A 19969-nucleotide genomic window follows, 5' to 3' on the forward strand; every position below is an offset into this window, starting at 1 on the left:
GCCCAAGGATGAGTGCCAGGAGGCATAGCCCCAGACCTTGTGTCAGTAACGCGGTATAGACCTGTTGTCCGCTGGCCCCCGACTGCGAAGAACCGCAATGGTATCGCGCTGGCGATCTACAAGCAGACCCAGCATCATACTGATGAAGAAGAGGATCAGGGCTATGATCTGGGCGGAGATGATAGCGACTGGGAGTTGCACCACCGAGAGGCGATTGCGATACTGCTCAAGCGCTCCAGGCCCATCGGTGCCGCTAAAGAGGTCGCTTGTCATAGCCATTGCCGAGGTATAGGGGAGAGAAAGCTGTTCGCTAGATTGCCCAAAATCGTTGAACGGATTGTAGTAGCGGTCGTGGCGCGCAAGCAGATCGCCATGCAGGCGTGTCATATCCGACTGTAGGCCGGCTACCTGGCTGGAAAAGATATCGTACAGCGAGAAGTCCATCTTTTGAGGATCGACGCGGTAGGTCCAGTTTATGCTGGGTAGAGAGGAACCACCACCAGCACTCAGAATACCTGTTATCGCGTCATAGTCGAATTGCGTATAGGGGTACACCTGATCCAGGTGATGGGCCTGGGTGAAGCGATCATAAGCGTTGAGAAGCAGTTCGTTCGCGCCCAGGAACTGATAGACAGGTATGCTCTTCGCCCCCTCATCGCGTGTCAACTCAGTAAAGTCATTCTGGTGCCAGTAAGCCTTCTCTGTGTCTGGTACCTTGAAGGTACCTACCACGCGTGCTGGTATATCAAGTTCAAATGTATGGAGCTGAATTTGCTTGAGAAGCGCCTCTGGAGATGAGATGCGGTTGGCAAGAGTTAAGAGGGGAGTGTCCATGATGCTAGTCGCAAGTGTCAGTTTTGCGCCAACCTTCAGGCCTATACTTTCCAGGGTATCTGGTGTGAGTATGATCTCATATTCATTGCTTTTGAGATTGGGAAGGTGCCCTGAAATCAGTTGAAGGTGTTTACCGTCCTGGGGAAAAGTAGCTGTGTATTGGATCAAGTCGTATTCCCGGGCAGGCAGGCGGGGCGAGAGAACATCGATACTCTGAGAGGTGAGCATCAGCGAGGGGTGTTGTGACATGTAGGGGCCGATGTGTTGCTGAACCAGGGGATCGAGCGCCTTCTGGCTCCGTCGCAGGGCCTGGGTTGAGAATGCCGCCGGTGCCACATTTAAATTGATTTCAGAGGTATTGACGGTTGTATTAAGGATGCCGCGTAATCCAGCAGTTGTCGTCACCATCGAATAGAGTGGAATGGTACAAGCAACGACCATTGCCGAAATAAGGCCGAGCGCGATGATAACTAGCAGAAACCAAGTGCGGCGCAAACTCCAGAGCGCCAGGGTCACGGCAGGGGGAGTGAGTGCGTGCCCTGCTTGCCGTGGTGGCGTATGGATTGTGCTGGACATAAAAGTTTATTCCTTGTCTAAGCTTCTACGAAAGTAAAGCGCTGCGCCCCTATGAGCGGTGAGCCCGGCGTATATTGAAGCGCTGCCCCTACATAGGGGGCAGCGTTGCCCGGACGGCGCATGCTGAAGCACTGTGCCTACATATGCAGGGCTCAAGGCTTCTGAACATTGCTGTCGAGAGTGGTTATGCGGCGCAAGTTTGAGGCACCAGAGCAATGTCGAGGCTGCTTTTCATCGTGTGCAGGGGCAATGCCTGAATGCCAGGCGACATACATATATTTATTACGTGAATGAAACCAGAAACCTCACGTCATACTCGATGTACAGAGATAAATTTTAAGTGTGATGCCTTAGCTACGCGAAGCCGCTTCCCAGGCGGTTGCATATATAGTGAAGAGGGGATCGATAGAGCGGTGAGCAAAGCTCAGGTTAAAATACTGCGCAGTGCTTTAGCCTGCGCAGTGCATATGGGGAATTAGTCTTCGTTGAGGCGAAGCATATGCGAGAGGGTTGGACGAAGTACAGCGCGTATCATCAGAACTATCGCCAGCGCGCAGATAACCACAAAGAAGATGAGCGCCAGGAAGAGAGATGGAGGGTAAACGAGGCGTGGGGGGACAATATGTTGGAGCGCGTAGAACTCGGCATTCCCCAGGTAGCTACTCTCACCGCTCACAGGAGTTGTCGTAAAGACCAGATTTGGCACTACCATGAGCGTCAGGAGCAGAGCAAAGAGTATGCCCAGTACCAGTGCCGACACATAGATTGTGCCTTGCTCCCAAAGGAGAATGAGTGAGACCTGACGCGCGTCTGTCCCCAGCGCGCGCAGGACAGCGAAGTTCGTCAGGCGAGCGCGAGCACTCTGCCAGGTTGAAATGAGATTGCCGAAGAGCGCAAGCCCCAACGCGGTCACGGTTCCTATCATGATCATGCCCAGCAGTTCTAGCGTGATCGAATCGTGGTGTAGTGTCTCAATCAGCGCACGTCGATCCATCACGTTCACTAAGGACAGGTCAGGATTGCTAAGGGCGCGGCGGATGCTCTGAAGAGTAGCGGAGTTGTCCGATGTACGAAGCCAGAGGGTATTAGGGGTTGTGATCTGACCACTATCCTGAGCCAGGTAACGATTCAACGCCGTGAAATCAACGAGGAGCCCGCCTGGTAAGGGATTGGCATAGTTGATCTCAGGATCAGTATTGTTGTTGAGTGACTGGATGTGCTGTACATGATCGATCACAAGGATGCGTATAGAGAGACTTCCCGTCGCGGTCCCCTGAAGGTTGAACGTACTCCCTATATGCAGGCGAAGTTGATTCCACGTGGAATCATCAACGATAGCGGGTAAGCCCTGGCGAAGATTTGCGGATGTGCTCTTGGTTGCCAGGGTGCGCGTCAACTCTGACAGCATCTGTGTTGAGTTGGAGGCATTCCAGAGGGTTGTGCGCGCGAATGTCGCCGTATCGACCGCGAAGAGGCGTGCGGGAGTATTCTCCTGAGAGATTGTGCCGTCGCTGATATAGCCGAGAGAGGCTGAGAGTACACCCTTAATGGGCGTATAGCGTTGATAGGTTGTGCTCAACGGCTCTTGCCCGATAGAAACAATCTGGGCTGAGAAATCGGACATGGTCTGATAATTCGCCACATCGGTCAGATGGGTGTCCTGAGTCGCGGAAAATATCAGTGACATCAGAGTGAACGAGCAGGCCGCAGCCAGTAGCAAGAGCATTTGGAGAGGGCGCTGGGGTGAACGCGTCATCTGCGCGAAAGCCAGCATTGGGGACGCTGTATTGCCACGCTGAGCCAGATGCGCAATCCCCTTGAGGAGGAGCGGGAAGAGGCGTAGGAAGAGTAGCATCAGGGAGATAACCAGAAAAATAGGGGCAATGATGCGTAAAGGCGAGATGATGAGCAGGTAGGTACTCACATCGAGCAGATCCGTGTAGCCAGAGATATAGTCCGCGATGAGAAAGGCGACGAGCGCGATAACCAATGCGACTACATCCAGATAGTAGCGCTGCCAGAAAGGGCGGCTGGTTGTGCGCGCAAGTTGATAGCGCTGATCTAGTACATTCGTCCTCAATGCTCCCCAGAGCGCGCCCATCATCACCAGGATACTGATCGCGATGGTCCCTAAAGCGAAAGGGGGAGTAAGCGAAAGGGATGGCAGAGGATTGGGCCAGAGTGCGTTTAGCGCGTCCATAGAGGAGGTTGGGATCAGCCCTGGCGCGAAGAGTGTTACCAGGAGCAAGGCGAGCAATGGACCAAGGAGGGCGGCACTAAGCGCCAGGAGCAAGCACTGTGAGACGAGCGTCAGAAAGATCTGGCGTCCACTCGCACCCCGACTTCTCAAGATCGCGATAGTCGGTGTTTGCTGCTCAACCAGAAGCGAAGTCATAGTCGCCACGAAGAAGAGAATCAGTAGCGCGATTGCACTCGAGACAACGTAGATCGGGATATTGACAACAGTCAAGCGATTTTGTAAGCGCTCAAGAATGCCTGGCTGATTGTAGTACGAGATCACTGCTCCCAGCAAGTTAACCTCCGAGAGGCCCGTAAGTGAATTGCTGCCAAAATGGTTTGCATACGCGGCATCAAGGGAGCGCAGATGTCCATTAAGATCGGAAAGTTGCTGGCTGGAGATTGTGCTCACATTGAGATGGCGATACCAGGTGAGCTCGAACGACTTCTCCATTACCAGTTCGGTTGAGGTTGTATGCGCTTGCGCGATCTGGTCCGCCATATGCAAGATAGACTGGCGGGGTAGCAACAGAGGGAAATGAAGTGCTTTGGGTGGGTCCAATCCTTCTACAACGGGATTGAGAGGCTCATCGTGCCAGTAGAGATCATTCGCGGATGACGCATCGAAGATCCCGACCACGCGCAAGGTAAGTTCAGCAGTCGCATAGTGAACCTCCGGGCTGGCGGGGTCTAGCTGGTAGCGCAGGTTGGTGCGGAGGAGCGTGCCTATGCCAATTGGCGTTTTCGCCAGTTCGCGTGCGGTTTGCTGTGAGATCGCGACCTCCATCTCATTTCCATTGGCCTCTTTAGGTAGGCGGCCCGCTATAAGTTTAAGGTGAGAAGTTGCCGCCGCCATATCGATGCCCGTGAGGGTATAGGATGCGACTGATGAGAGGGGATAAGGTGAGAGGGGTGGTAGGTTACCTACCTGCATGAAGGACTGAGGCGAACCTTGAAGATAGGGAGCTAACTGTTCCGCGAAGGGCTGGTTCAGCGCAGCCTCCCGCCCCATATACCAGTCGCTTCCCAATGTGCGGCTACTGGCCTCAGTCACAATATCAGCATTGGTTGGTGTGGAGCGTAGCAGATCGCGTAAGGCAGCCGTAGTTGACACCAGTTGCAGTAGTGGGAGAGTGCAAATTATCATTACCGCGCAGGTAAGGCCCAAGCCAGTCATCGCGAGCGGTAGGGCGCTACGTCGCAAGCGCCAGAGCGCAAGCGTGATCATTGAGAGCAATTCAGCGCGAGAGGGCTCATCAACTACGGAACGGTTATGCGTAAGTGCTGTCATGACGCGATCCTTTAGCTTTCCTGAATGACGAACTTTGGCGTCGTGTGATTGTGGTATTTCTTATCTTGCATGCCTGTATATATTTACGCCTTTAACGAAAGAAGAACTCTCAGTAAGTGAGCGGTTTACCGCTTCTAGAAAAAGCAAGTACAACTGAGAATAGTCATTCAAAAGCTGATTTTTAAAAATATTGCAAATATTTGATTTTAATTGCCAAAACCATTGACAATTATTAAGATTAAATGCTATTATTGCCATGTGGTTAGTAAATAATTTCATGAGGGTGTGAATATTCGCTACTTGCAAAGGAAAGGACGTGTTGGTGATGTCTATGCAGAGGCCAGAAGAGATTATGGCGATACGCTATCAGGAAACAAGGCAGATGGCAGAGCAGTGTTGCTACGACGACGCGATTGTACGACTGAAGGGACCAGGAGCTAGCCGACGCGCGATTGCCAGCGTTGGGAGATGTATAGTAGCCCTGGGTAAGAAGATGGAGGCAGCGGAACGGTCCCGACATTATGTGCCAAACTGGGGGTAGTAAGAGAGTCGCGCTATCTCAGTAGCGTGCTCAGGTTGGCAGAGAAAGAGTAAAACCCTGAAGCGCTGAATGCGTGAGCAGATAGAGAATATTCACACCTTCATGAAATGAGCTCAAAGATCTAATACGAATAGGAAGCGCCCTGGCACATGTAGAACGTCATGACAACAGAGAGCGTGAAAGTGATCTGTAAAACTACGTGTGGAAGGGCTAAGGAGAAGAAGGATGCATCCATTAATTACGCGAGACCCAGTAACTGGCAATGAGCTGGTTGTCACCCGGCTAGAATGCCCTGAGAGCGGTGTTGCTATCGAAGGGCAATTTAGCCTGGGCTGGATTGGGCGTTTGACGCGAGAGCAACTGGACTTTGTAGAGCTTATGGTCAAGTATCGCGGCAACATTCAGAAGCTTGCCGCCGAGATGAACGTGGCCTATAACACGGCGCGCAGCCGTCTGGATGAGATCGTAGCCGCGTTAGGCGGGACGCCAGAGGAGATGCGCGTCGACCGGCGTGCCATTCTTGACAAGCTGGCATCAAAAGAGATCAGCGTCGAGGAAGCGATGCGCCTACTAAAGGGATAAAGCCATGGTGGCAACAAAGGATGAGCGAGATCGCATCCTGCAACTGGTAGAGGATGGGCAGTTGAACGCGCAGGAGGCGAGCGAGCTATTCGATGCTCTGGAGGGTGAACAGGAGCGGTACACAGAGCAGAGAGCCCTGACTAGCAAACGCGATCGCCTTCTACGCATTCGCGCGACCAACCTGGGATCGCACACTCGGCCTGGGCAGCAACGCTTACATATGAGCGCGACAATGCCCGTCAGCCTGGTACGCACCAGTTTGCGCCTGGGCACACAGATCTTGCCGCAATTGAAAAGCAATAGCGTCGAGGACCTGCTGCGCATGCTTGAGAGTGGAGCAAGTGGCCGCCTGCTGGATCTGCATGACCTGGAGAATGGCGAGCGTATTGAGATTTTTGTGGAATAAACACATTGTAGGGCTATCAGACGAATCGAGAGAAAGATTCGCTAGCATTTCCTCAAGCTCGCACTTTAACGGTAGATAGCCAGCCGAATATGGCAAATGTTTTGTGCCAAACCGCAAGTCTGAAGGCAAAGACAAGGAGAGACAGTCATGGAACAGACCTTCTCAGCAGAGAACATACGGCGGGTCGTCGTTAACGCGATCGCAGACGACTTAAGCGTACAAGGTTGGGATCGCGCGGAGATCAGATTGCATGCTGATGGACATATAGATTTTATTCAGCCCGAAGGCGACACGTTAACCATTGGCGGTGGAGATGATAGCGTTGAACTCTGGGTTCCCTATGAAGTGCTTGTAGAGTGCATTGACATTGATGGGGATGCCAGCGCAAGTGAGGTAGGCGCTGTCGTGTTACGGCAGATAGGTGGCGATGTCGAGGTCAAAAAGGTTAATCAGAATGTCTATCTTGAGCAGATAGGTGGCGATGTAAAGCTAGAAGCGATACGTGGAGAGATCACACTATCAAATGTCGGTGGTGACCTTGAGGTCCGGCAGGCAGGTTCCCTGCGTGTCGCCGATACTACAGGTGGTGACGTACATGGCGAGAATATTGGGCGTGTTGAGTTAGTATCGACAGGTGGTGATGTCAAGCTGCGCGCCGTGGCTGATGTCCTCGCGCAACACATCGGTGGCGACTTTACGGTCGAAGGTGGAAACGGCACAGTGCAGCTTATGGATGTAGGTGGCGACGCGGTTGCGAAGGGCTATCACAACTTGCAGATCAGCAATGTTGGCGGAGACCTGGTCGCACATGGGAGCGGCGAGGCAACAATTGGCAATATCGGCGGGGACCTGCAACTCAAAGGAGCCACTCAGGCGCAGATTGGCAACGTCAGTGGTGATTGTCAGCTACAAGGCATTCAGGGCGAGGTCAAGCTGGGTTTGGTGAGTGGGGATCTGGACGTGGAGGAGGTAGCGGGACTATTCACTTTCAGCGATGTGAGTGGTGATGCCAGCCTTAAGCAGTTGCAAGGTGGCATAAACGCAGGTCACGTTGGTGGCGATCTCTCACTTCAGGCCGATTTTCCGGCTGATAATGCGGCCAAGGTTGTCGTTGGTGGCGACGCCACTGTAACACTGCCTTCCGATGCTAACCTGACGCTCAAAGCCGTTGTGTCTGGTGATGTCAGTGGGCGTGGTGTCGTCGCGAGCCATTCAGGAAACCAGATCAATCTGATCTATGGTAATGGCTCTTCCTACCTTGATCTCTATGTGAGAGGAGATCTGCGCCTGCGTTCCAGTGAGGGGCCGCGTAGCAGCAGTAGTAGTGCCGCTGAAGGATATCCAAATCGGGGCTGGGCTGGTTTTGGGCAGGAGATGGCGCGCATGGGTGAAGAGCTTGGACGCGATATCTCGCGCATGGTAAACGAAGCCGTCTCGTCTAGCGGTGCGGGTCAGGTGCGCCAGGCACGCAAATTTGCTGAGCGCCAGAATCGCGCGGCAGAACGTCTCTCGCGCCAGGCCTCTCGACAGGCTGGACGTCTGAACGTACGTATCAACAACCGCGAATGGCACATGGATAGCGCGCGCCTGGAACGGATTATGGAGCAGGCACGTCAGGCCACCTCTGAGGGTGTTTTTGGTGCGCTGGACGCTGTGGAGCAGGCACTGAGTAACCTGCATATCCCTGTTCCTCCCACGCCGCCCGTGCCACCGGCACCCAACGCGCCCACGCCACCGGCACCATCGGCACCCCCTGTCCCGAATGCGGCTACGCCACCTGTGCCACCCACGCCACCAGTCCCGCCGACGACGGCACCAGAGGTCGCGAAGTCGTTTGTGCCCGATGAGCGCAATATGCCAGAGGTTCCGGTAGCCGCTGGAGATGTGCCTGATGAAGAGGTCGCGGAAGCGCCCAAGACCCCAGCTAATATTGAACAGGAGCGTGTCGCTATCCTGCGCATGATCGCAGAGGGGCGCATTACCCCTGAAGAGGGTGATATGCTTTTGGAAGCTCTGGGTGAGGCATAAAAATCCACTTGTGGAAATTTGAGGCACTTTACCAAGAGGTCTCCAACAATGTTTTGCGTAAAGCATTGTTGGAGACCTCTTTCCGTGATATGCAGGCCTCAGACGGCTACTCCTGGCTCCGCTCCTGGGCCAGAGTGAGGAGTGTCTCGCGCAGACGCTCGATCTCGGCATGCGTATTGTAGTGGACGAGGCCAACACGCAGTAAACCGCCCTGTTCATCAATATTGAGGCGCTTCATGACCTCAAGAGCGTAGTAGTTGCCACTCCAGACATTGAAGTTCTCGACGGCGAGCCGTTCAGCCAGTTGGCGTGGTTGCCAGCCAGCGAGCGCAAAGGAGAAAGTTGGGACGCGCTCATCGATACGTTCAAGATCGGCGATGCCGTAGAGCGTCAGGCCTGGAACGGACTTCAGTGTTGCGAGTAGAGCCAGACTCAGCTCGTGCTCATGAGCCGTAATGACCTCCATGGCCTGTCGTAGCGCGAGGCGTCGCCCACTGAAGCGCTCGCGTAGTTGATGTGTAAACTCCGTGCCAAAAGTCGTTCCCAGCCATGAGAGATACTCTAATGCTCCCAGTACCCCCGCGATAGACTCAAAGCTTTGCGTTCCCGTCTCGAATTTGCCGGGAGGCTCGTTATCAGCCGGGCGCACCTTGTACGCTACCAGTTGCTTCAGCAGATCGAGCTTGCCATAGAGGATGCCGGTATGTGGACCAAAGAACTTGTAGGCTGAGCAGGCAAGCAGATCACAGTCTAGATCTTGCACATCGATAGCGCGGTGAGGGGCATATTGTACGGCGTCGATGAAGCAGAGTGCGCCAACTTCATGGGCCAGTTCGACCGCGCGCTTCACATCGTTGATGGTGCCCATTGCGTTTGAGGCATAGCCGATGGCGACGAGCCTGGTGCGAGGAGTAAGCTGGCTTTCCAGGTCTTGCATGTCCAATGTGCAATCGTCGGGGTGAATGTCGACCCAGCGAACAGTGCAGCCATGGTCACGGGCGATATGGAGCCAGGGAGCGATATTGGCGTCATGATCGAGGCGCGTCACCACAATCTCATCGCCGGGTTGGAGCAGGAGGGCCAGGCAGCGGCTAATGTGTAGCGTGAGGCTGGTCATATTCTGCCCAAAGATAATCTCCTCTGGGTGAGCGGCATTCAGGAAATCGGCTACTGCCTGTCGCGCCTCATATACCACTGAGTCTGAGCGCAGACTTGTCGTAAAAGCTCCACCGTGGTTGGCGTTAGTATTCAGTAAATACTGTTGCATCCGGCGCAGGACTCCCTGCGCGACTTGTGTGCCACCAGGATTATCGAAGAAGATCGCATCCGTGTTAAGCGCTGGAAAGTGGGCGCGTACGGCGTCAAGATCGAGCATAGCAACCTCCATTGAAGAAGATAGGTCAAGAAGAATGCTCTTCATTCTATCACGCAGCGCTTTAAGCGTGTTAGAATAGGAGTAGAAGACGCACAAGAGGTTTCTATATGGAGGGCTGTAACATGGAAGAAGAGCAGCCCGTGTACACAACAGTGCTAGAACTGAGATCCTTAAGAGGAGGTTGGAATACAGATGCATACGAGGCCGTTTGGTAAAACTGGTATGGAGATTACTCCAATTGGTCTGGGTGCGTGGGCTATTGGGGGCGGAAATTGGGCGTTTGGCTGGGGACCGCAGGATGATCAGGAGTCGATTGACACGATTCATCGCGCGATAGACCTGGGCATCAACTGGATCGATACCGCCGCCGTCTATGGACTGGGCCACGCCGAAGAGGTGGTGGGGAAAGCACTCAAGGGGCGCAGCGAGAAGCCCTATATCTTCACCAAATGCGAGCGCACATGGAATGAGAAGCGCGAGATCATATCTAATCTCAAGGCCGATTCGATCAGGCGGGAGGTTGAAGATAGCCTGCGTCGCCTTGATGTTGACGTGATTGATCTGTATCAGATCCACTGGCCCCAGCCGGATGAGGATGTTGAAGAGGGCTGGAGCACGCTAGTTAAGCTGAAGGAAGAGGGCAAGGTCAAGCATATTGGCGTCTCCAATTTTAATGTTGAGCAGATGGAGCGCTGTAAGAAATACACACCAGTCGAAACGCTGCAAGGACCCTACTCTCTCATCAAGCGTGGGGTAGAGGCTGAGATCCTGCCCTACTGTGAACGCGAGAATATTGGGGTTATCGCCTACTCACCCATGCGTTCCGGTCTGCTCTCGGGGCTTATGACGCGCGACCGCATCGCGAATATGCCCAATGATGATTGGCGCAAGAACGACGCCGATTTCCAGGACCCACTTCTGGAGCGCAACCTGGCTCTGGCGAAGATGCTGGATGAAGAGATTGGCTATCCGCACAACCTTAGCGCGGGTGTTGTGGCTATCGCCTGGGTACTCAGCAATCCCGCGATTAGTGGTGCGATTGTCGGCGCGCGACGCCCGAGTCAGATCGAGGCACTTTTGCCTGCCGCCGAACTTCGCCTAAGCCAGAGCGAACTGGACCAGATCGAAGCCTTTTTGCAGAAGCACCAGTAAGCCTGACATAGACTAAAGCGTCGCATCTTATATAAGGGTAAGCCTTTTAAGCAGCGTTGTATGGATAAAGGGAGGTGTGGATCTCATTAGCAAGACCCACACCTCCCTTTATCATCTGGGTTTGCTATGTGAGGTGCTATAGTACGTCTGGGGCAACCGCTATTCAAAGGGTTAAAAAGAAGAGTAGAGTATATATAAATAACCCATTCTTGCAGAGAGGATAGCGCGAAGCTCTATGTTGATAGATATCCCTGAGAGTTGGCATGAAGCCCTCAATAGCGAACTAGAGAAAGATTATTTCAAGAAGCTTGAAACCTTCGTGGATGGCGAGCGTGCTCAACACGAGGTTTTCCCACCTGAACAAGATGTCTTCTCAGCCCTCAAGTTGACTCCCTACGAGAAGGTCAATGTCCTGCTTCTGGGTCAGGACCCGTATCACGACAACAATCAGGCGCACGGCCTCTGCTTCTCGGTACGTCCGGGTATTAAGCCGCCTCCTTCGCTGGTCAATATGTACAAGGAACTCCGCAGTGATGTGGATTTTCGTATCCCTAACAATGGTTATCTGGTCCCCTGGGCTGAGCAGGGCATCTTGATGCTCAATGCCGTCCTGACTGTGCGGGCGCACTCGCCCAACTCGCATAAGAACCAGGGTTGGGAGAAGTTTACAGACGCTGTCATCAAGCGCGTCAATGCCAAGGATGATCCGGTGGTCTTTGTACTGTGGGGTGGCTACGCGCAGAAGAAGAAGGCTCTCATCGATACCACAAAGCATCGTATCGTGGCAATGGCGCATCCCTCGCCTCTCTCCGCGCGTAATGGTTTCTTTGGTAGCAAGCCTTTCTCCACGATTAATGCCGCCCTCCGCGAATCAGGCAAGCCTGAGATCGACTGGCAACTCCCTGATCTGAAGGCCTAATCACACTTAGAAAACATCTCAATAACAGGAGTGGCATATGGCTGATGTCAACCATATGCCACTCCTGTTATTGAGATGTTTGCGGCTGCAAACGTGCGGCACAGGCATATAATCCGCACTTGCCAGGAGCGCATTGTACGTGTAAGGTAATGGGGGAGGTGTCGCGAGCAAGCGGCGCATTCACACTATTTGCTTGAGAGCAAGGGGGCACAAGAGACGAAGCATGTCAGAGAATGCTATACGAGCTAACTATCTATCTCCCTATATTCTGGCGCTTGATGTTGGTACTTCATCAACGCGAGCGCTCCTCTTTGACGCGCGGGGCAAGGCTATTCCTGGTATTGGATCACAGAAAAAATATGAGCTTACGACTGGGCACGATGGCGAGGCGAGCCTTGATGCCGATATCTTGACCGAGACCGTTGCCCGCACGATTGATGAGACCTTACTACAAATGGGAGACTTGGCACGCCAGATCAAAGCGGTGGCGCTGGATACCTTCTGGCATAGTCTGGTTGGTGTGGATGGTCAGCAGAAGGCGCTTACGCCTGTTATCACCTGGGAAGATACGCGCCCGGCCTCGATGGTGCGCAAATTACGCACGGACCTGGATGAGCGGCAAGTGCATGAGCGTGTGGGAGCGCGCTTTCATGCTAGCTACTGGTCGGCGAAGCTTCTATGGCTGGAGAGCGAACAGCGGGGGACCTTTGAGCGGGTGGAGCAATGGCTTTCCTATGGTGAATATTTACATCGGCGCCTGCTGGGGCACTCAGTCTGTGGCCTCTCAATGGCCTCGGGAACGGGCCTGCTCAATGTGCGCGAACGAGCCTGGGATAAGGATCTTGTGGCATATCTGAGCCTCAAAGAGGGCCAGCTTCCCGAACTGGGCGACTATACAGACGGCTTGCGTGGTATGACGGACGAGTATCAGCGGCGCTGGCCCCAACTGAGCGATGTGGTCTGGTTTCCCGCGCTGGGTGATGGTGCCGTCGCGAACATTGGCTCGGGCGCAGCAAGCCCTGAGCGCTGGGCGCTTACGATTGGTACTTCGAGTGCTATTCGCGCCATTGTCGAGCCTGAGCGCGTTGTGCCCTCACCGGGCCTCTGGCTCTACCTCGTCGATGGCAAGCGAGCGATTATTGGAGGTGCTTTGAGCCAGGGAGGCAATGTTCTGGCATGGTTGCGCGATATGCTTGGCTTGCAAGATCCAAAACAAGCCGAGACCCTTGCCAGCAAGATTGAGCCTGATGGGCACGGTCTGACGGTACTTCCCTTTATCTCCGGCGAGCGTAGTCCTGGCTGGCAGGCTGAGCGCCGCATGACGGTTGCGGGCCTTTCACTCCACACAACTCCGGCAATGCTTCAGCGAGCGGGAATGGAAGCAGTAGCCTACCAGCTCAAGCAAGTGTACAACGAGTTATCGCAGGCCCTTGCGCTTAAAGGAGACGTGGTGCCGCAGGTGATTTGTAGTGGCGGCGCATTGCTTGGTTCGCCTCTCTTGCAGCATATTCTTGCCGATACGCTGGGTGTACCCCTCTATCCCTCACGGGATGCTGAAGCCTCCTCACGCGGGAGCGCCCTGCTGGCCCTTGAAGCTCTCGGTGTCATCAAAGATGTCGCGCTGGTTGAACCTGACATCTCCGTTCCCGTACAGCCGGACTCCAGGGCCGGCGCGATTTATCAGCGAGCCGTCGAGCGTCAGGAGAAGCTTTATCATATGCTTCAGGAGCCCCTCTGACCAGAATATGAGGGATTGCTGCACTGGTCAGGGAGAGAGCAGGCGAATGAGGCGCCGGGCGAAGGCCACTTCCTCATTCGCGCGGAAGACGCCAAGGATATAGCGGTCGGGGCGTACCAGCAGATAGGTATCCTGGCTGCTCCCAAAAAGCGAGCGTAGCGAGCCATCGGAATCGACGACAGGCGTTATGTGCTCCGGCCAGTGGGTTTTGAGAGTGGAGGATGGCGGCAGGAGGACGATATAGCGAGGTTGGAGGGTGGACCAGAGTGGGTGCATAAGGGGCTGCTCAGCTTGGTTTGCCTCGCCACTGAGTTTGAGAAGTGCGAATCCAGAACACAATAGATCGTCAAAGAGAAGTGACCGACCCTGGAGGGTGAGAACCTGTGGTTGGGGCAGATAGGTTCCGGGAAGGTGTCGATGCTTCAGGCTGGTTGCGGGCAGGATCAGCCCGCGCTTATAACGAGGCTGAGGTTTGACACGCATCTCGCGCAGGCTCTCGACCAGGGGAGGAATGCGCGCGACCACACCGCGTAGGAGCAGGTCGCGCGCCAGGGCGGCGCGGCGACTGGTTGGCATGATAATATGACCCAGCGCGGAGGAGAAGAGGATCATCTCGCGTACATGAGGGACACGCTCAGTCTGGTAGGATGCGAGCAGGTGAGGCGAGGCGTTTCCCTGAAAGACGAGCGAGAGCTTCCAGCACAGATTATGTACGTCACGCAGGCCGCTATTCATACCTTGTCCTCCGAAGGGCGGCATCAGGTGCGCTGCATCGCCGAGCAAGAAGACACGATGACGAAAGAGGCGCGATGCCATAGTGGCGTAGAAGGTATAGACGGCCTGACGTATCACACACGCAGGCTTGCCCGCGCTCCAATGGCGTTGGGAGCGGCGTGATTGCATGATAAGCTCTTGAATGCGCTCTAGTCGCAGCAGGTCATCGGGCTGCTCATGGGGATGGAGCATAAATTCCCACCTTCTCCCACCATTAGGAGCAGGCACCGTGACTGCTGGACGTTTGGGATTGCAGAAGAAGATAATGGCGTTCGAAGGATCATCGTCTCCGGCACAATCCACGACGAGCCAGCGCTGCATCGCGCCGGACTGTGAGCGCTCCGAGCGCTGGCGACGTGAGAATGGTAGCAGCGAAGGGGGGCGCATCCCAAGATCGAGCATGTGTCGTATCGGGCTACGCCCTCCATCACAAGCAAGCACATATGAGCACTTGATTTGTTGTCGGCCTCCATCAGGCTGTCGCAGCGACAAGAAGACCTCATCTTTGGCCTGAGTCAGATTAACAAGCTCATATTGGAAGCGCACATGCACATGTGGGAAGCGTTCTAGCCCTTGAAGCAGAGCACGCTCAAAGGTGGGCTGATGAAAGGTCGAGATCAGAGGAAAGCCATTGCGGCATGCAAGCGGTGCGACGCGCGCTAGATAGTGAGGCCCTGAAATATAGTGGGCCTCGGTTCCGAGTCGCATAGAGGGCAGAAGGATATCGCCCAGTCCCAACGCCTGACAGACGCGCAGACCCTCGTCATCAATGGAGATGGCCCGTGGAAAGGTACAGAGATCCGGGTTGCGCTCGATAAGCAGCGTAGAAATACCCAGTAGTCCCAGCATATTCGCAGCTGCCAGTCCGGTTGGCCCCGCACCTACAATGACCACCGGAATGTGTGAGGGCAGGTCGCCAGTGTTGGGGCGGGAAGAGGGCCAGTTTGCGTTGTGCTCTCTTCCCCTGCTGCATAGCTTTCGATGTCATTCTGCATATGTACTCTCTTATCGTTTGACCGCGAGTACAACGTTGGTCCCGCCGATACCGCGCCCCCCAATGAGTACCGCTGAGGGGCTTGCTCCATCGAGTGTGCGAATTGGGCGCGCCTCATCGCGTACAAGATCAAGCGCGTAGCGTGGATTGGGCTCATCACAGTTGCGTGTAGGCGGGATTGTAGCGTGCTTGAGCGCTAGCAGGGCCGTGACCGTATCAATAGCTCCGGCGGCGGCATAGCTGTGTCCAATAGTGGTGCGTGGCACACTCACGGGTAGCTGTGTGCTGGCATCGCCCAGGGTCATGTGAAGCGCGGCTGCCTCTCCCTCATCCGCGCTCGCGTGCGCGCGCCCATCAAGTTGAAAGTAGGCTAGATCATCAACGCTCAAGTTTCCCTCGTGCATAGCTTGCTGGATCGCGCGTGCGTACTGCTTGCCTGTATTGGAGGGGCCATTCAGACCATGAGCATCGTTGGATTGCCCATAGCCCACAAGTTCTCCGTAGATCGGTGCGCCCCGGCGGCGCGCATGCTCATACTCCTCTAGAATACAGATACCTGCACCCTCGGCCAGGATCAGGCCAGACGCGCGCTGGTCAAAGGGGCGGTAGGCGTGCGGATCGGTGCTTGTTGTGCAGACTCCCTGTTGCGCGAGTACCCTCATGAGCAGAGGATGGAGAAACGCCTCGCAACCGCCAGCGATAATGACATCCGCCACATTGCGCCGAATAGCATTTGCCGCCATCCCGAGGGCGTTCAGGCCACTTACAGCATCATTGACTGGCGTCTTGCAGTAGCCTTGAATATTGTAGCGGATGGCGGCCTGTCCCACGTTGGCGACATTGAGCCAGGCGATAGCTGTATAGGCACTGACGAAGCGAGGACCGCGTGTATAGAGCGTGTGAATCTGTTTGAGTACGAATTCCACGCCGCCCATCGTATTGGCGATGACGGCACCTATACGGCGAGGAATCTCCTGTGTCAATTCCAGTCCCGCATCTGTGATGGCTTCCTGGATCGCAGCGAAAGCGAAATGGGTCATACGATCTGTCCGGTTTGCCAACTTGCGGTCGATGTAGTCTTCCGCCAGGAAGTCGCGAATGGTTCCTGCTACCCAATGTGGGATACCAGTGTGTGAGTAGCCTTCGTGAGGAGCCAGGCACGTGATACCAGAGACACCATCTTGTGTTGCCTGCCAGAAGTTTGCCACTCCAATGCCATTAGGGGCCACGACTCCCAGGCCTGTGATTGCCACGCGACGTTGTTGCTTATCTACCATAATGTTCATCTATCCATGCAGGTCTAGCGAATACGAGCGCGCTATTGACTCCGCCAAAGCCACTTGAGTGTGAGAGCGCTACATTGACGGTCCCAAAACGAGCTACGTTGGGGACGTAATCCAGGTCACATAAGGGATCTGGGTGCTCCTGATTGAGTGTGGGAGGGAGCAATTGCTGATCGATGACGAGCGCGGTGACAACAGCCTCAATAGCGCTGGCGGCACCTTGTGTATGCCCGATCATCGATTTAGTCGCGCTGATAGGAATGTGATAGGCATACTCACCAAAGAGAGCTTTATAGGCTGCCGTCTCCGCGACCTCATTGGGCGGAGTTGAACTACCATGAGAGTTGATATAGCCTAGATCTGAGAACTGAAGCTGGCAATCATCTAGCGCTTGACGTAAGAGTTGTTGCAGCGGAGCACCATCTGCTGGCAGGGCTGTCATATGATAGGCATTGCTATTAGTGCTAAAGCCAATGATCTCGGCGTAGATGTGGGCCCTCGTGCGAGTGCGGCCTCGCGCTCCTCCAACAGCAACATACCTGCGCCCTCCGCCATCACGAAGCCATCGCGCTTATGGTCGTAAGGGCGTGATGCCTGCTCCGGCGTATCATTATAAACAGTGCTCAGCGCACCCATAACGCAGAAGACGTCCAGGCCAATCTGGCTAATGGCAGAATCAGTCCCCCTGCCAGCATACGGTCAGCCTGTCCATCCTGAATGAGCCAGAATGCCTCCCCTATCGCGTCCGCGCCAGCCGAACAACCGGTGGCGATGACAGTGCATGGTCCGTGGACCCGATGGTGCGTGGCAACGCTGATGGCGGAGGCATGGGAGACGAGTGAGCTCGCAGTGATGCTATCGTCGTCGATGCCTTGAAGCCCTGTACGCGAGAGTTTGACCCAGAGTTTCTCCCCTTCTTCAACGTAAGCCATTGCGCTCCCGACGTGTACGCCAGTGCGTTCACGTTCCTCTTCTGAGAGTGAGGAGGGGCCAAGCCCTGCGTCTTCCCAGGCGAGATGGGCCGCCGCAACCGCGAACTGTGTACAGCGATCAAAGTGATCGACCTCGGTGGAGGTCAGCCCGAGGGCTTGCGGCTCAAAGCCCTCAACTTCGCCAGCGATACGCACAGGTAGGTTACTGGCATCGAAGCGTGTAATCCGGCGGATACCGGATTGGCCTGCAACACAAGCGCGCCAGAAAGACTCTTTACCGATGCCATTGGGCGCGACAACACCCAGGCCGGTGATCACTACCCTACGTGCAGGAAAACGGAGTTCGCTATCATCCATGGTTCACTCCCTCGAACCTTGCTCTAATGGATCACGTGTTACAGAGGAAAGACCGCATTAAGGCTAGGTCTGTCCGGCGGGCTCGGGGCGCGGCCTCTCCGAGCGCAGAAATGTTTCGATCAATGGTGTCACAATCTCGGCCTGTGAATACATAAAGAAGCGCTCTCGACCAGGGACCACGTGGTAGGCGTCACAGGCGGTCAATTGTTGCGCCATCCAGCGTGTCTTATGCTCTGGTGAGAGCGCGTCATCAGAGCGATTGATGATGAGCGCAGGCATCTTTAGCGCGTCAATGCGCCGGCGCATATCGAAATAGTGAATGACTGGGAGTACTGAATACTTATAAACAAAAGGCCAGCGCTCGATCTTCGCGAACTGCTCCTCAATCAGGTGACGTGGGAGCGCGGGCTGAGTATGATTGTCTTCGGCATGAGCTGTGATATAGTTGATGACCGTTCGCCGCAGGAAGGATGCTGGCAGCATGTACTCTACAGGCAAGCGTGTATAGAGCTCATGGAGCAGCCAGATAAAGGGATGTGGCGCGATTTGATAGTCCGCACCTTGCGCGATAATTGTGAGTGAGCGGCAGCGTTGTGGGTAGCGAGCCGCGAATTCCAACAAGACCATGGCTGCATCCCCATGCGCGAGCAGATCAGCCTGCTCTAATTGAAGAGCATCAAGCAGAAGATGTAGCTCTTCGACGCGTCCCATCAAGCTAATGCTATGCGCGCTCCGTGTCTCGCGACGACGATACATCAGCACTCGCCGATGTTGACTCAAGGCACGTACCTGGCGTGCGTAGACGAATTCCAGGTGTTCAAGAATTGGAACCATGACTAGGGGTTCGCCCTGCCCAATGTCAATGAGAGGCATTTCTGTATCACCAACAGGGATACGCTGCCATAAAGACTCAATGTACGCGACATCAGCATGAAATACCGCGTCACTGATCCAGGTATCTGCTACGTGTGCGCTCAAGCACAACCTCCATCATATATGGCCTTCTCGCTATTCATGTGCTGCGGGAAGATAGATACCGATCAATCGCCTATTGCTTAGTATATAATACGACAAAGTCGTTACTGACGGTATGGGCGGACTAACACCTTTGCTGTGAGTTGTCTAACAAGAAAAAGGATGAGATATTAATAGATGAACGAGAATATCAAGGATTTATCGTGTCTCACTGTGCGCCAATGGATCGCCGCTTTTAACGCTCATGACGCCAAAGCTCTCACTGCTTTATATGCTGAGGATGCTGAGCTCTTCGATAGTGGGATGCCGGGACCGCGTCGGGGGCGTGCTGAGATAGAGCAGTGGTTTATCTGGCGTTTTCGTAGCACTCCTACTATTACATATACCGAGACAGCGGCGAGTGCTGAAGGTGAGGTTGCCTATGAGATTACCTGGATCGCGAGAGGGATAGGCCCAAAGGTACTGGGTCTTGGAGGGCGAGCCTTTGAGACACCCGGCAAAAGTGCCTTTGGTTTATGCGACGGCCAGATTATACGACAGCGGGGGACCTACGATCACCTTTCAGTGATGCGGCAAATCATTCCTCTGCTTGCGCATCTCCCGCGTTTTGTTGCGGAGTTTATTTATACACTCTATCTGTGGCGCAACGGCGTACGGCGAACGCATATACCTATCGAGAATCCGGTATCACCTGATAAAAGTGCTTGATTGCTGGGAAGTGGACCAAATGGCTGCATGTTGTTCCAGGTCCGCCTCTCTATTTTTCAGATGCTTACGTATGCGGCCTTATCCTGGTCTGTACACAGGTGGCTTTCCTATAGCTATGCATAGCTTATATTTTGCGGCTGCCCAGGGGTGAGGAATTACTTTTTGACAGTATGAAGGAGATTAAGAACTGTGAACTAGTTCACAGTTCTTAATCAGGAGCAAAAGTATACTAATGCGATATAAAAATATCTTGAAACTTATCTATG

General features: G+C 54.4%; 15 protein-coding genes and 1 pseudogene. 8 read left to right on the forward strand and 8 right to left on the reverse strand.

Translation table 11 applies throughout. The features are described 5' to 3' along the window. Window positions 1-42: 42 nt before the first annotated feature. Together K3T82_RS14890 and K3T82_RS14895 are read right to left on the reverse strand one after the other, a co-directional pair. Window positions 43-1410: a hypothetical protein gene (locus K3T82_RS14890; RefSeq protein WP_220194227.1), complete on the reverse strand. Its 1368-nt coding sequence runs from the start codon at window positions 1408-1410 to the stop codon at window positions 43-45. A 475-nt stretch (window positions 1411-1885) separates the two neighbouring features. Next, complete coding sequence (locus K3T82_RS14895) at window positions 1886-4939, reverse strand: FtsX-like permease family protein (RefSeq protein WP_220194228.1); 3054 nt, start codon at window positions 4937-4939, stop codon at window positions 1886-1888. 325 nt (window positions 4940-5264) lie between these two features. Between K3T82_RS14895 and K3T82_RS14900 the strand changes: the two genes are divergently transcribed. From K3T82_RS14900 to K3T82_RS14915, 4 genes are all read left to right on the forward strand, one after another. Next, window positions 5265-5480, forward strand: coding sequence for a hypothetical protein (locus K3T82_RS14900; protein WP_220194229.1), 216 nt, complete (start codon window positions 5265-5267; stop codon window positions 5478-5480). Between the two features lie 225 nt (window positions 5481-5705). Further along, window positions 5706-6062, forward strand: coding sequence for a DUF2089 domain-containing protein (locus tag K3T82_RS14905; RefSeq protein WP_220194230.1), 357 nt, complete (start codon window positions 5706-5708; stop codon window positions 6060-6062). A gap of 4 nt (window positions 6063-6066) precedes the next feature. Beyond that, window positions 6067-6468 (forward strand): SHOCT-like domain-containing protein, encoded by a 402-nt coding sequence (locus K3T82_RS14910; protein ID WP_220194231.1) that lies wholly within the window; start codon window positions 6067-6069, stop codon window positions 6466-6468. A 147-nt stretch (window positions 6469-6615) separates the two neighbouring features. Further along, window positions 6616-8496, forward strand: coding sequence for a DUF4097 domain-containing protein (locus K3T82_RS14915; protein WP_220194232.1), 1881 nt, complete (start codon window positions 6616-6618; stop codon window positions 8494-8496). 106 nt (window positions 8497-8602) lie between these two features. On the opposite strand, the gene K3T82_RS14920 is transcribed toward K3T82_RS14915, so the two are convergent. Then, a complete protein-coding gene (locus K3T82_RS14920) occupies window positions 8603-9871 on the reverse strand; it encodes a cysteine desulfurase-like protein (RefSeq protein WP_220194233.1) in 1269 nt (422 codons plus the stop codon). A 192-nt stretch (window positions 9872-10063) separates the two neighbouring features. Between K3T82_RS14920 and K3T82_RS14925 the strand changes: the two genes are divergently transcribed. The 3 genes from K3T82_RS14925 to K3T82_RS14935 all read left to right on the forward strand — a co-directional run bounded on the left by K3T82_RS14925 (window position 10064) and on the right by K3T82_RS14935 (window position 13680). After that, window positions 10064-11023 carry an aldo/keto reductase gene (locus tag K3T82_RS14925; protein ID WP_220194234.1) on the forward strand — a complete coding sequence of 320 codons (960 nt, stop codon included), beginning with the start codon at window positions 10064-10066 and terminating at the stop codon, window positions 11021-11023. Between the two features lie 235 nt (window positions 11024-11258). Beyond that, window positions 11259-11942 carry a uracil-DNA glycosylase gene (ung, locus tag K3T82_RS14930; protein ID WP_220194235.1) on the forward strand — a complete coding sequence of 228 codons (684 nt, stop codon included), beginning with the start codon at window positions 11259-11261 and terminating at the stop codon, window positions 11940-11942. 223 nt (window positions 11943-12165) lie between these two features. After that, entirely contained in the window at window positions 12166-13680 is a 1515-nt protein-coding gene (locus tag K3T82_RS14935) for a gluconokinase (RefSeq protein WP_220194236.1), read from the forward strand. A 27-nt stretch (window positions 13681-13707) separates the two neighbouring features. Here the strand turns inward: K3T82_RS14935 and K3T82_RS14940 are convergent, their stop codons facing one another. The 5 genes and pseudogenes from K3T82_RS14940 to K3T82_RS14965 form a co-directional block, all read right to left on the reverse strand. Beyond that, on the reverse strand, window positions 13708-15303 hold the full coding sequence (locus K3T82_RS14940; protein WP_236031159.1) for an FAD-dependent monooxygenase: 1596 nt from the start codon (window positions 15301-15303) through the stop codon (window positions 13708-13710). A 156-nt stretch (window positions 15304-15459) separates the two neighbouring features. Further along, window positions 15460-16725, reverse strand: a complete 1266-nt coding sequence (locus tag K3T82_RS14945) for a beta-ketoacyl-[acyl-carrier-protein] synthase family protein (protein WP_220194238.1) — start codon at window positions 16723-16725, stop codon at window positions 15460-15462. Continuing rightward, a complete protein-coding gene (locus K3T82_RS14950) occupies window positions 16715-17221 on the reverse strand; it encodes a beta-ketoacyl-[acyl-carrier-protein] synthase family protein (RefSeq protein WP_307811077.1) in 507 nt (168 codons plus the stop codon). Before K3T82_RS14950 ends, K3T82_RS14945 begins: the two co-directional genes overlap by 11 nt. Beyond that, window positions 17170-18020: pseudogene (locus K3T82_RS14960) on the reverse strand (beta-ketoacyl-[acyl-carrier-protein] synthase family protein). The gene K3T82_RS14950 and the pseudogene K3T82_RS14960 overlap by 52 nt, the downstream one beginning before the upstream one ends. Before the next feature lie 63 nt (window positions 18021-18083). Beyond that, window positions 18084-18998, reverse strand: coding sequence for an alpha/beta fold hydrolase (locus tag K3T82_RS14965; RefSeq protein WP_220194240.1), 915 nt, complete (start codon window positions 18996-18998; stop codon window positions 18084-18086). Window positions 18999-19172: 174 nt separating this feature from the next. Here K3T82_RS14965 and K3T82_RS14970 point away from each other — a divergent pair, with 174 nt between their 5' ends. Next, window positions 19173-19703, forward strand: coding sequence for a nuclear transport factor 2 family protein (locus K3T82_RS14970; protein ID WP_220194241.1), 531 nt, complete (start codon window positions 19173-19175; stop codon window positions 19701-19703). The last annotated feature ends 266 nt before the right edge of the window (window positions 19704-19969 follow it).

Origin of the sequence: Ktedonospora formicarum, assembly GCF_016587355.1 — a bacterium.
Lineage (GTDB): Bacteria > Chloroflexota > Ktedonobacteria > Ktedonobacterales > Ktedonobacteraceae > Ktedonobacter > Ktedonobacter formicarum.